This is a genomic window from Rhizobium sp. 25PS6 (genome assembly GCF_032464655.1).
Taxonomy (GTDB): domain Bacteria; phylum Pseudomonadota; class Alphaproteobacteria; order Rhizobiales; family Rhizobiaceae; genus Rhizobium; species Rhizobium laguerreae.
Genome location: NZ_JAWDIV010000001.1, coordinates 311993 through 325114, shown reverse-complemented (window position 1 = coordinate 325114; position 13122 = coordinate 311993). Strand labels below are relative to the sequence as shown.

Sequence of the window (13122 nt, the reverse complement as noted above, 5' to 3'; positions counted from 1 at the left end):
GGCGAACGGGAAATGTGAGAGCTAGTTTGTCGCCAGCCTGACATCTCTGCCCTTTGTCGCGCTGAGGACTTCGTGGAATGCGTTGAACGCGCTGGGACAATCATTCCTGCGGTAGACGAGCAGCGTCTCGACAGGGCCTAGCTGATGGGTCTGGACAGGCGTCGGCCAGTGCATGAGATCAAGGACGGATCGCGGCATGACACCCGCCGTGTTGCCGGTCGCAACGCTCGCCAGGATCGCGTGGTAGGAGCCGAGCTCGCTCGTCGGCAGGGCGCTCGATTTGCGCGCCCAGTTTTCGGCGATCCTGCGATAGGTGCAGCCGGGCTCGAGAGCGGCGAGCGATCCGACACGCAGGTCTGCGGCGGATTTGATGGAGGGATGCCCGGATGGCAACACGATCAACAGGTCCTCGACGAAGACCGGCTCCATTTCCAGTGCCTTGAGTTCGGCATCGAAGCTCGAGTCTTCCTCCCGCATCGTCTTCGGCGGGCGGGCAATCAGCGCACAATCCAGGACATCGGAGAGAACGTCGCGGGTCAGATCGCGGGACGCCCCCATCGTCAGATGAAGCGACACATCAGGCCACATCTGATTGAATTGCGTTAGCGCCGCCGGCAGCCTGCTTGCCGCCGTGCTCTCCATGGTGCCGACCCGCAACGTCCCCGATGGGGCGAGAGGCCGCACGGCCTGGCGCGCTTCGAGCGCAAGCGTCATAAGCCGGTTGGCATAGCCAAGAAACGTCTCACCCTCCCGCGTCAATGTCATCTTCTTGCCGTCACGGCTGAAGAGGGAAACGCCGAGGTCCTCCTCCAATTGCTGGATACGCGTCGTCACATTCGACGGAACCCGCCCTACGGCCTTGGCAGCCTTCGTCACGCTGCGGTCGCTGGCGACAGCGAGGAATATCTCGATCGATGAAAGGTCCAATGAAAAGATCTCGTTTCCGGAATTAAGACGGTAGATAATTCTCTATATAAAAATCATTATGCCAACTCAAGCCGGTTTCGGCATTGGACGAAAAAACGCAAGCCGGGGACCGGACAAGCAAGCGATTGCCGAAAAAAGGATCGCGACGCCGAGGAAATAGCCATGCAAGCGGCGACATGCCTCTGTCGGATGGGGATTTGCGGGTTTGGGGCTGGCATGAGGTTTGCATCCGCAAGGCCATCTGCAGATCGATCGGCGACGACCCTATGTTGCATCTTGTCTTGACCTGTCTTCTTCTGAGCGTCGCTTCAGGCTTGAGCATGCGCCGTTTTCTCCTGCCGTATTTCGCAGGCGGAGATCTCGCCGAGAAATCCGCCCCAGTTACGATCGTCGCAAGCGCCGTCTTTCTGGCGGCAATCGCTTTCACCGTCTCTGATCAGGATCTTTGGGCCAAATCCGTCATTCTGATGCTCGGCCTTTCGCTGGCGGCGATGTTCGACGATGCGAGACCCAGGCTGACGATTGCCCTCTCCGCCATCAGTCTGGCGGCCTATCTCGGGCTGCGTTCGATTAGCTAAGCCATCCAAACCGTCACGCAACAGATCGGTGGTGATTGAACACCACAGCTCATCGCCGGTGTCGAAGCCCAATCGAGGCGTTGCGTTCACCGACGAAATCATCGTCAACAGAACCTAATCTTACAACCTGAAACATCTCCCGACGGGGGACGAGGAAGACTTCGCGCAAAACGGGAAATGATCTCCATTGAAGAATATTCACTTGCTGTTATTCTCCATCGTAGAACATTTTCCGAGACACGCCGGGATCGCAGCGGCTCCCGTGCCGCACGAATGTTCGAGTTACGCCGATGATGAGGAGGCGAGTGGCGATCATGGAGAGCGACCCGGCAGGAAAAATCTGGTCGGAGTGGTATGCGTGGCATCCTGTCTTGCCGATCGATGACACAGTGTTCTGGCTCGAGACCGTGTACCGAAGGGAAAGCCCGGAAGGTCTCTGGCAATATCGTTCGTTCCGGCCCGAGGTTGAACGCCGGCAGGCTCTAACCGACATACCGGTCTGTCCCGGCGCTTAAAACCCGATAACGATCCCCAGGTAGGCTTGCGTCAACCGAGCGCCTGGCTGACGAGTGCGTAGGTCTTCGGCTCCGGCGCCACCGCGCGTCCGGCAACCTGAAGCCAAGGGCCACCGAGCGACATGGTCGTCACGATATCGTAGACAGGAAGACCGCAGCGGGAGAGGAAATCGGAAAAGGCTCCGCCCTGCTCGCGTGTGTCGAGGCGCAGGAACGCTCCTGCGTGCTCGGCTGCATGCGGGCGGGCGACGGCGATCGCGTCTGCGTCACTGCGCGCCACAACGGGACCCATGACATGGCCACGCCCGAACCGCCGGCAAAGCGAGAATGCCTCAATCCGACCGGCGCGGCTCAACACGATGCCCTTGGAATTTGCCAGAAGCCGGGCCAGGAGCAGTTTGCGATCCGTGCCGAAAGCAACGCAATCCAATTCGGCGATCGCTTCAAGATCACCAGCCTCGACGGCCCGTATCACGGTGCCGGATGGCGGCGCCACATCCGGCGGCAAGATCGCTTCGCCTTGGCATTGAAAGACGAGCGCCTCCCGAACAAAATTCAGGGACCGATAAAGACGGCGCGCTGCGCGCGTCGCATTCAGCCCGAGGTTCCGGCCGGCGACCTGATTCAGCGCGTGTCCCATCAACCATTGCCCGGCGCCATTGGCTTGAAGACGCGGCGAGGTGATGACCATACCGACCGTGGCAAATTGCGCGTCATAGGGAAACCACATGGCAGAGCCCAGGATACGGCCGATTTCATCGATCGCCACGATGCCCTGTCCGAACTCCCGCAGGAACTGCCAGTCTTCGCCACGATGCGGCCAGGCGACGGTCATCGACAGTGCATGCAACTGGTCGAGGGCAACGCTGTCGATCCCGGCGATATGCGTCTCGAAACTATCGACGAACCTGGATTCGGATATCAGTTCACTCACTCCCGCCCTCCTGCCGCATTTTTGGCCAAGTCTGCGCCCGGAAACTTCTCCGCCAAGACTAGAACAGATCGTTCGATACAATTCACTGCTGAAGCCTGCGCAAACACAACAATCGACCAAATCCCGATGCGCTTTCGGCAAGTAACGCCTGCGCCTCCCTCTAGACTCATTGACAGATCCAGCGGCCGGAGTCGCTGTTCACTGTGAGAGCCCGGAAAATGTCACCTCCCTCAGTCCAGTTGCAAACACCTCTAACATCTCGCTGGGCCGAATTGTCGTTTCCGTCGGCGGCATCGCCGCCGTCTCGACAAGCAGGGCATGCTTGTGAGGTCCCCGATGCAGGCCATTGAAATTCTCGAAAGGCTCGTCGGCTTCCCCTCCGTCGTCGGCACGCCGAACGGCGAGATCGTCGCATGGATCCGGCACTATCTGCAAAGACACGGCGCTATCGTCACGGAGCTTCCCGGTCCGGAGGGCGACCGGTCGAACCTCTTTGCCACGATCGGCCCGAAGGAGACGCCGGGCTATATCCTCTCAGGCCATATGGACGTGGTTCCCGCCGCCGAAGGCGGCTGGACCAGCGACCCGTTCCGCCTGCGCGCCGAAGCGGGCCGCCTCTACGGTCGCGGCGCCACGGATATGAAGGGCTTCCTGGCCGCGGTTCTCGCGGCCGTCCCCGCGCTGGCGGAAACACCGCTTCGCCGCCCCGTCCATCTTGCCTTTTCCTATGACGAGGAGGCCGGCTGCCGCGGCGTGCCGCACATGATCGCCCGCCTGCCGGAGCTCTGTGCAACTCCGCTTGGCGCGATCATCGGCGAACCGAGCGGCATGCGGGCAATCCGCGCTCACAAGGGCAAGGCCGCCGCCCGGCTGACGGTCAAGGGCCGGTCCGGCCATTCCTCGCGTCCAGACCAGGGACTGAACGCAATCCATGCTATCACCGATGTTCTGGCCTGCGCTCGCGCCGAAGCCGAACGGCTCGCCTCCGGCCCATTCGAACCTGTCTTCGAACCGCCCTACTCCTCCCTTCAGGTCGGCACGCTGAAGGGCGGCCAGGCGGTCAACATCATTCCCGACACCTGCGAGGCCGAGTTCGAAGCGCGGGCCATTTCCGGCGTCGATCCGATCACGTTGCTTGCCCCACTCCGAGCGGCGGCCGAAGCGCTATCGCGGCGAGGCTTCCAGATAGAGTGGCGCGAGCTCAGCGCCTATCCGGCGCTTTCGCTGGCCGCCGATGCGCCGCTTGCGGCGCTGCTCGGCGAACTGACCGGCATCGAGCCGCTCGCCGCCGTCAGCTACGGAACGGAGGCCGGCCTTTTCGAGCGCGCCGGCATCGATGCGATCATCTGCGGACCGGGCGACATCGGCCGTGCCCACAAGCCGGACGAATTCATCCTCGCCGGCGAACTGCTGGCCTGCCAGGCGATGGTCGAGGCGCTTGGCCGCCGCTGCGCCTGATGACATCGGATCAAGGAGCCGACGCCATGACCTTTCTCTTCAATTCGGATGCGAAGCGCGGCGCCATATTCGCCAAAGCCTTCGCGCGCGAACTGCCCGACATTCTTTTTTCCATGGATCCCCAGTCGGTCGAACCGGACGCTGTGCGCTACCTGATCACCTGGACCGTACCGGAGGATCTCGCGCGCTATCGCAATCTCGAAATCCTGTTTTCGATCGGCGCCGGCATCGACCAGTTCCATATCGATGCGGTGCCGGCGTCGGTGAAGGTGGTTCGCATGGTCGAGGACGGCATCGTCAGGATGATGCAGGAATATGTGACGCTGGCCGTCCTTGCGCTGCATCGCGACCTGCCGGCCTATCTCGACCAGCAGCGGCGCCGGACCTGGCAGACAATCGCTTCTAGGCAGGCCTCGGAACGCCGCATCGGCGTGCTCGGCCTCGGCATGCTTGGGAGCGCCGTGCTCGAACGGTTGCAACCCTTCGGCTTTCCGCTTTCGGGATGGAGCCGCAGCCCGCGCGAGATCGACGGCATCCGATGCCTGAGCGGCCGGGACGGCCTCGACATTCTGCTTGCAACCACCGACATTCTGGTCTGCCTGCTGCCGCTGACGGACGAGACGCGGGGCTTCCTGAATGCCAAGCTTTTCGCCGGACTGCCGGCCGGCGCAGCACTCGTCCATGTCGGCCGCGGCCCTCATCTCGATCATCAGGCGCTCGTCGACGCGCTCGACGCCGGGCATCTCTCCGGCGCCGTTGTCGACGTCACCGATCCGGAACCGCTGCCTGCGGACCACGCCTTCTGGAACCATCCGAAGATCCTGCTGACGCCGCACATTGCGAGCGTCACCCAGCCTGAAACCGCCGCGGCGGCGGTGATCGGCAACATCAAACGGCACCAGGCGGGCGTCGATCCGATCGGCCTGGTCGATCGCAACCGCGGCTACTGAGTTCTCAATCCAGGAAAGCAAAAATCATGTCCCTCCTCAAGACGATCGACACCAACCCATCCTTCGCCCCGCGCGAATCCGGCCCCCTCCCCGAACGACTGATCTCGGGCAATCCTGCCTTCAAGACCTGGGCGCAGGATGTCGCCCGCGGCGAGACGGTTCATAGCGGCGTGTGGGAAGCGACACCCGGCGAGACGCGCTCGATCAAGGGCGAGACGTTCGAGTTCTGCCATATCCTTTCCGGCCTGATCGAACTCACGCCGGAAGGTGGCGAACCGGTGGTCTACAAGGCCGGCGACAGCTTCGTCATGAAGCCGGGCTTCGTTGGCGTCTGGAAGACGATCGAGACGGTGCGCAAGATCTACGTCACCGTGTCGTGAAGCCGACGCCGTAGATTTGACTGCGGCGGCGGCGAAAACGCAATTTATCGCCGCTGCGGCATCACCGGTCGACGCATGCTGCTCGCGTTCTCCAGTTAGGCTTGTCTCAGCCCATCCCGAGGACATGCGATGACACTCAGCTTCGATCCGAACACGATTTCCCTGCCCGTCGGACATTTCATCGGCGGCCGGCTGGTTCCGGCCGAGGCCGTCATCGACATGCATCGCCCATCCGACGGCAAGGCCTATGCCGGCTGCCCGCTGGCCGACGAGGCGCTTGTCGACCAGGCCGTCGAAGCCGCCAGGACCGCATTGAAGACGAGCAATTGGGGCGGCATGCGGCCGCGCGAGCGCACCGTGGCGCTGCAGCGCTGGGCGGACCTGATCGAAGCCGAGGCGGAGACCCTCGCCAAGCTCGAGGCGCTTTCCTCGACACGGCCCGTCGGTCATCTCGTCGCCGGCGACATCGCCGTCACCGCCGAACAGATCCGCTTCTTTGCCGAATTCGCCGACAAGGAGGGCGGCGACCTCGTCCCGACCGACGATGCGAACTTCGGTATGATCATGACGGAACCCTATGGCGTCGTCGGCGCCATCACACCCTGGAATTTTCCCTTGTCCATGGCCGGCTGGAAGCTCGGCCCGGCGCTGGCGGCAGGCAATGCGGTGGTGCTGAAGCCATCGGAAATGACGCCGTTTTCCACGCTCTATCTCGCCGAACTTTCGGTGCGGGCCGGCCTGCCGGCAGGTCTCGTCAACATCGTGCTCGGCGACGGCCCGACCACCGGAAATGCGATCACCGGACATCCGGGCATCTCCAAGGTCAGCTTCACCGGTTCGACTGCGGCCGGCGCGGCAATAATGACCAACATCGCCCGCACCGGCGTGAAGCCGATGACGCTGGAACTCGGCGGCAAGAGCCCGCAACTGGTTTTCGCCGATGCCGATCTCGAGCTTGCAGCCGGCGCAATCGCCGGCAGCATTCTCTCCAACGCCGGTCAGGCCTGCGTTTGCGGATCCCGCCTGATCGTCGAAGCGAAGGTGGCGGACGCGCTCGCAGCCGCACTCATCGAGAAGCTGGCCGCCATCCGCCCCGGCCCCACCTGGGATGAAGCGACCGATTATTCGCCCGTCATCTCCGAACGACAGATCGCCCGCATGGACGGCATCATCCGTGCCGCGATCGACGGTGGCGCCGAGTGCCTCACCGGTGGCCGCCGCCTCGACCGCGAAGGTTATTTCTACGCACCGACCCTGATTTCGGGCGTGACGGCAACATCGCCGGCGGTTCTTGAGGAAATTTTTGGACCGGTGCTGACCATTCAGACTTTCGAGGACGAGGAGGAAGCGTTGGGGCTCGCCGACCATCCGGCCTATGGGCTCGCCGCCGGCCTCTTCACCCGCGATCTCTCGCGTGCCATCCGCGTGACGCGCCGCCTGCAGGCCGGCACCGTCTGGGTCAACCGCTACGGCCGCTCGCGCGACCATATCCTGCCGACCGGCGGCTACAAGCAGTCCGGCATCGGCAAGGATCTCGGCCGCGACGCCTATCTCGCCAACCGCAAGAGCAAGAGTGTGCTCATCAGCCTGTGAGGATCTGCGATGAAAACCTACAAGATCGCCCTTCTGCCCGGAGACGGCATCGGCCGTGACGTGACGGCAGCAGCCTGGGCCGTGCTCGAAAAGGCAGCTCGCCTGAACGGATTTTCTCTTGACGCAACCAGCTATCCCTGGTCCTGCGACTACTATCTGGAGAACGGCAGCATGATGCCCGCCGATGGCATCGAAACGCTCAGATCCTTTGATGCCATCCTGCTCGGCGCCGTCGGCTGGCCTCGTAAAGTGCCGGATTCGGTGTCGCTGCACGGGCTTCTGCTGCCGATCCGCAAGGCCTTCGTGCAATACGCCAATATCCGTCCGCACCGGCTGCTGCCGGGTGTGCAGGGGCCGTTGCGGTCCGATGGCTTCGACATCCTCTGCATTCGTGAAAACACCGAGGGCGAATATTCCGGCGCCGGTGGCCGCGTCCACCAGGGCACCGATAATGAGGTGGCGGTCGAGACCTCGATTTTCACCCGCAAGGGGGTTGAGCGCATTCTGCGCTTCGGCTTTGAGCAGGCGCGTGCGCGCAGCGGCAAGCTTGCCTCGGTGACGAAGTCCAACGCGCAGAAATATTCGATGGTCTTCTGGGACGAGATCACCCAGAGGCTTTCAGCGGAATATCCCGATGTCGAGGTGACCAGCTACCACATCGACGCCATGGCCGCCCGCATGGTCATGGCGCCTGATAGTCTCGACGTCGTGGTCGCCTCCAACCTGTTCGGCGATATCCTGACCGACCTCGGTGCCGCCATCCAGGGCGGGCTCGGCTTTGCAGCCTCCGCCAATATCAATCCCGATCGCTCGGCGCCATCGATGTTCGAACCGGTCCACGGCTCGGCGCCCGATATCGCCGATCTCGGCATCGCCAATCCGATCGCCGCCATCTGGTCGGGCGCGATGATGCTGGAGCATCTCGGAGAAACGGCTGCCGCCGCAAGGGTGATGGCATCAATCGAGGCGACGACGGCACGCGGCATCGGCGCAACTCCCGGCAAGGACAAGACCGACGCGATCACGGCATCGGTGCTTTCGGCACTCGGCTGATCAATGGAGAACAGAATGAACGGATTAAGGGATAGCAGCCTGCTTCGTCAGCAGGGACTGATCGACGGAGAATGGCGCGGGGCTGAAACCGGGCGCACGATCGAGGTGATCGATCCGGCGACGCAGCATGTGCTGGGCACTGTGCCCGACATGGACGGAGCCGATACGCGGGCGGCAATCGTGGCGGCGGAAAAGGCCTTTAGTCCATGGCGCGCAAAGACCAATGCCGAGCGCGGCGCATTGCTGGAAGCCTGGCACGATCTGATGCTCGACAATATCGAGGACTTGGCGCTGATCCTCACCCGGGAACAGGGCAAGCCGCTGACGGAAGCGCGCGGTGAAATCCGCTACGGCGCCTCGTTCATCAAATGGTTTTCCGAGGAGGCGCGCCGCATCGGCGGAACGACCATTCCCTCGCCGACGGCGGACCGGCGTATCGTCGTTCTGAAGGAGCCCGTCGGCGTGTCGGCGATCATCACGCCGTGGAATTTTCCGAATGCGATGATCACCCGCAAGGTCGGGCCGGCGCTCGCCGCAGGCTGCACCGTCGTCGTCAAACCATCGGACCTGACCCCCTTTTCGGCGCTGGCGCTCGGCGTCTTGGCGGAGCGCGCCGGCATCCCCGAGGGGGTGATCAATATCGTCACCGGCATGCCGGCCGGCATCGGCGACGAACTGATGGCAAACCAGACCGTCCGCAAGATCTCTTTCACCGGCTCGACCCGCGTCGGCTCGCTGCTGATGCGCGGCGCGGCCGACAGCGTCAAGCGGCTCAGCCTCGAACTCGGCGGCAACGCGCCCTTCATCGTCTTCGACGACGCCGATCTCGATCTTGCCGTGGAAGGCGCGATCGCCTCGAAATTCCGCAATGGCGGGCAGACTTGCGTCTGCGCCAACCGGCTTCTCGTCCAGTCCGGCGTCTACGAGGCCTTCGCCGCCAAACTTTCCGCGCGCGTGTCGGCCATGAAGGTCGGGGCCGGGACGGATGCAGGCACGGATATTGGGCCGATGATCAACAGGGCGGCGATCGAGAAAATCAAGCGTCATGTCGACGATGCGGTGGAAAAGGGAGCGAAGATCCTTGCCACCGCGGGTTCCGTGCCTGAAGGCGATCAATATGCGGTGCCGATGGTGCTCGGCGATGCGACGACCGAAATGCAGCTTGCCAGCGAAGAGACCTTCGGACCCGTTGCCCCGCTTTTCCGTTTCGACCACGAGGACGAGGCGATCCGCATCGCCAACGCCACGCCCTTCGGCCTTGCGGCCTATTTCTACACCGAAAGCCTGAAACGCTCCTGGCGTGTCGCCGAAGCGCTCGAATTCGGGATGGTCGGCCTGAACACTGGGGCGATCTCGACCGAGGTCGCTCCCTTCGGCGGCGTCAAACAATCCGGTCTTGGCCGCGAGGGCGCGCAGTGCGGCATCGAGGAATATCTCGAAATAAAGAGCTTCCACATCGGTGGGCTCGCCTGACTAAAGGAAAATAAAAGAGCGCCGGGACATCATCCCGGCGCTGGACGATCGGAGCGACGGTCGATGCTCCTTTTGGAGCAACTCCGTCATACGTCGTTTCGAGTACTCCGCAGCCTTTGGCGGATGCCTGCAAAATTACGGTGCTTAAACAACATTTCTTTGACGCTGCTTTGACGGCAGGATGCTACGGCCGGTTTGCGAAGTTACGCAGAGGGATTTCAGCCGGTTATGCTTCAGCTCGATCACCGTCATAGCATGGATTTACATCTCGCAATTCCGGTTTCCCTTTCCGGTTGCTTGCCAGACGCCGCAGTTGTGGCAGACTGGTCCCCGGATGCTAGATTTTCCGGCCGCCAAACGAGCGTATCGGAGGCAACGGGGGCGGGGCCGGTGGATCGCATGAACAAGGAGCACGATCCGTTTCGGATGTTCCTGCTCGGGCCTTTTGCCCTTGTGGACGCCGGGGGGCGGTCTGTTACTCCGAAATCCAAAAAGGCACAGGCTCTTCTGGCGATGCTTGCATTGTCCACCCGGGGCTCGCGCTCGAGAATCTGGCTTAGGGACAAGTTATGGAGCGATCGCTCCGACGACCAGGCGGCAGCCAGCCTACGCCAGGCGCTTTTGGACATTCATAAGAGTCTGGGGCCGGCACGTGATCTCTTGATTGCGGATAAGAATACCGTTTGGCTAGATACGGACCGACTCGTGCTCGATACCGACCTGGTGGTTCAGACGGAGCGGTCTCCGGATCAAGTCACCGACGAATTGCTCGAAGGCATCGACATCCGCGATCCCGAATTCGAGGACTGGTTGGCGCTGGAACGGCAAAACTGGTATCGCCGCCTCGATGAAGGACAAGTCCACGATGTATTCGAGCCGCGACAGCAGCCGAGCCGCGATATCGCCAAACAATCCGCCCTGCTGCCTTTAACGGGCGCCCCGGATACATCGAGAACAGGCAAACCCGTGGACATCGCCAGCAGCGCCCCATATGGGCGGCGGGTTGGCGGTGACTGGCAATGGATGATGGCTCTTATGTCCCCCATCATAGTGGGTGCCGGAGAGGGCGGACAAATTGCTGCGACACGGTTCCAGAACCTCATTGCAAAAGCCATCATCGATGGGCTGGGCTTTGGCGTCACCGACCTCTCCTTCACCTTGCCGCATATTGAAGAGAACGAACAGCAGATCAGCCTTCCCATATGCCTACAGCTTCGCCTGACGTTTGATGGTGACATGGTGCTGATCGAGCTGGTGATGAAGCACCTGATCAACAACCGCATTCATTGGCTGGGCAGCCAGGCTATCAACCGCACGCAGTTCGAGCGGGGCGAGTTCGGTATCGCCGCTGCGCTGATCAGCCAGGCCGTCGATCAGCTGGCCTATTTCCAGGAGATCCAGGCAACCGACAGCCGATTGTCGCAAGACGGTCTCCTGATCGACGCCGTCAATGCGATCTTTCGGCTGTCGCGCGACGACCTCGATAACGCGGAACGGCGGCTGGAAGAACAGATCCAGTATCAGCCGCGATCATCGACTTTTGCCTGGCTGTCATTCATTCGGACTTTCCAGGTCGGCCAGCGTTTCAACGCGCTGGACGCGCATCTGATCGAGGAAGCCCAGGCCTATGCACGCAAGGCGCTGGAACTCGATCCGCAGAATTCCGTGTCGCTCGCGCTCGTCGGCCACGTCCATTCGTTCCTGTTCGGCGAATACGACTATGCGGCCAACCTGTTCGAAAAATCGATCCGCCTGAACCCGGCCCTGCCACTCAGTTGGGACCTCTACGCGATGCTGCATTGCTATGCAGGCCAGCCCGACAAGGCTGTGGCCATGGCGCGTTGGGTACAAGAGCTCGGCGTCTACAGCCCGCATAAATATTACTTCGATACGACCAAATGCATTGCCGCAGCGCTTGCAGGCGATCATGCCACAGCCATAGCGGCAGGCGAAGAAGCCCTGCGGACACGGCCGAACTTCAACAGTCTGCTGCGCTATCTTGCCTCCAGTCATGCCCATTCCAACGATCTCGTCGGCGCGCGACACTACCTGCAGCGTCTTGAAGCGGTCGAGGGCGGCTTCTCCATCAACGCCTTCCGCGGCAGCGGTTATCCGCTGCTCGACACAGGTGGCGGCCAGATCTTGGTCGACGGTCTGCTCAAGGCCGGCGCCAAGCTGCGCTGAACCCCGGACATTCTTCACATCATCGCGCAAGGAGGCTGCAATGGAAGCGGACACTGCCCACGAATCGCAATCAAAATTAGTTTTATTTCTAAACAGTTATAAATTCAGGATTGAGCCGGATACGGTCCTTCCATGCGAACCGAGGGACGATGCCGGTGCTGATCCTCTCGCCGGTGCGTCGCCGGCTGCACCTGATGCAGCCTCCGAACCCGCGCTTTTCCCCGGCACGGGTGAAGATGCATCGCTTCTGGCCGGGCCCATGATGGCGACGATGGCCGTAGCCTCGGTCCTCAACAAGAGCGTGGCGAACAAGTCGGTGCTTAACAAGGCGTCGCTGAACAAAAACAAGAACAAAAATAAGAATAAGAACAAGAATAAGAACAAGTCGACGATGGACGGCGCCAGCCTCGGTGCATCGCAGCTTATCCCCTCCTTCGAGCTACGCAGGCTGCACCAGCAGCCGTCACGAAACGCCTATACCGCGGCGCGGCGCTTCACATGGGAAATGCTGGATATACTTCCGCCGCCCGGCCCCGATTATACCCGCCTCGAAACGACGGTGCTGCTGTCTATGCAACGCCGCGACCGCGAACGCGTGCGGCGCCTGCCCGACATCCAAATCGAGTCGACAATCTCCGTGGGGGAATTCACCCGGGCATTGCATATCGAGGATCTCGGCGGTTTCGAGCAGACGGAAGGGCTTTTCCAGGCGATCCTGGCAGCCTGCGAATATGTCGGACTGATCTACAAAAGCCAGTTCAACCGGCTGCGGCCAAACCAATTTGAGCCCATGCTACGGCCGTTGCTGGCCGTGCCGGTCCACGAATCCTATCCCAGCAATCATTCGTTCCAGTGCTTTTCGATCGCCTTGGCGTTTGCGACGATCCTGCCGGAACATCCGGCCACCGACGAGCTCGCCCGCATCGCCCAGAACGTCGCCGAAAATCGCGAATGGGCCGGCCTGCACTATCCGAGCGACACGCAGGCAGGGCGAGATCTCGCCCGGCGCTTCGCTCCCTACCTCCACGACGCGTTCGGTCCTCTGTTCCAGGCCGTACACGACGAATGGGTCTGAAT

At 61.9% G+C, this 13122-nt stretch carries 12 protein-coding genes; 10 read left to right on the top strand and 2 right to left on the bottom strand.

The window, feature by feature from the left end:
- Positions 1-21 precede the first annotated feature (21 nt).
- The gene (locus RWK44_RS01435) at positions 22-927 is read right to left on the bottom strand and encodes a LysR family transcriptional regulator (RefSeq protein WP_316028262.1); all 906 of its coding nucleotides are present in this window, start codon (positions 925-927) and stop codon (positions 22-24) included.
- A 266-nt stretch (positions 928-1193) separates the two neighbouring features.
- On the opposite strand from RWK44_RS01435, the gene RWK44_RS01430 reads away from it, so the two are divergent.
- The gene (locus RWK44_RS01430; RefSeq protein ID WP_168281005.1) at positions 1194-1505 is read left to right on the top strand and encodes a hypothetical protein; all 312 of its coding nucleotides are present in this window, start codon (positions 1194-1196) and stop codon (positions 1503-1505) included.
- Positions 1506-1795: 290 nt separating this feature from the next.
- Positions 1796-2020: a hypothetical protein gene (locus RWK44_RS01425; protein WP_041472584.1), complete on the top strand. Its 225-nt coding sequence runs from the start codon at positions 1796-1798 to the stop codon at positions 2018-2020.
- A 31-nt stretch (positions 2021-2051) separates the two neighbouring features.
- On the opposite strand, the gene RWK44_RS01420 is transcribed toward RWK44_RS01425, so the two are convergent.
- Entirely contained in the window at positions 2052-2954 is a 903-nt protein-coding gene (locus tag RWK44_RS01420) for a GNAT family N-acetyltransferase (protein WP_316028261.1), read from the bottom strand.
- Between the two features lie 336 nt (positions 2955-3290).
- Between RWK44_RS01420 and argE the strand changes: the two genes are divergently transcribed.
- From argE to RWK44_RS01380, 8 genes are all read left to right on the top strand, one after another.
- Complete coding sequence (argE, locus tag RWK44_RS01415) at positions 3291-4412, top strand: acetylornithine deacetylase (RefSeq protein ID WP_131662672.1); 1122 nt, start codon at positions 3291-3293, stop codon at positions 4410-4412.
- Positions 4413-4438: 26 nt separating this feature from the next.
- Entirely contained in the window at positions 4439-5362 is a 924-nt protein-coding gene (locus tag RWK44_RS01410; RefSeq protein WP_077977046.1) for a 2-hydroxyacid dehydrogenase, read from the top strand.
- 26 nt (positions 5363-5388) lie between these two features.
- Positions 5389-5742 carry a cupin domain-containing protein gene (locus RWK44_RS01405; RefSeq protein WP_018245974.1) on the top strand — a complete coding sequence of 118 codons (354 nt, stop codon included), beginning with the start codon at positions 5389-5391 and terminating at the stop codon, positions 5740-5742.
- 129 nt (positions 5743-5871) lie between these two features.
- A complete protein-coding gene (locus RWK44_RS01400) occupies positions 5872-7335 on the top strand; it encodes an aldehyde dehydrogenase family protein (RefSeq protein ID WP_131662671.1) in 1464 nt (487 codons plus the stop codon).
- Positions 7336-7344: 9 nt separating this feature from the next.
- Entirely contained in the window at positions 7345-8388 is a 1044-nt protein-coding gene (locus tag RWK44_RS01395) for a tartrate dehydrogenase (protein ID WP_316028260.1), read from the top strand.
- 15 nt (positions 8389-8403) lie between these two features.
- Positions 8404-9861: an NAD-dependent succinate-semialdehyde dehydrogenase gene (locus tag RWK44_RS01390; RefSeq protein WP_316028259.1), complete on the top strand. Its 1458-nt coding sequence runs from the start codon at positions 8404-8406 to the stop codon at positions 9859-9861.
- Positions 9862-10089: 228 nt separating this feature from the next.
- On the top strand, positions 10090-12045 hold the full coding sequence (locus tag RWK44_RS01385; RefSeq protein ID WP_316028258.1) for an SARP family transcriptional regulator: 1956 nt from the start codon (positions 10090-10092) through the stop codon (positions 12043-12045).
- Between the two features lie 40 nt (positions 12046-12085).
- Complete coding sequence (locus RWK44_RS01380) at positions 12086-13120, top strand: phosphatase PAP2 family protein (protein WP_316028257.1); 1035 nt, start codon at positions 12086-12088, stop codon at positions 13118-13120.
- Positions 13121-13122 lie beyond the last annotated feature (2 nt).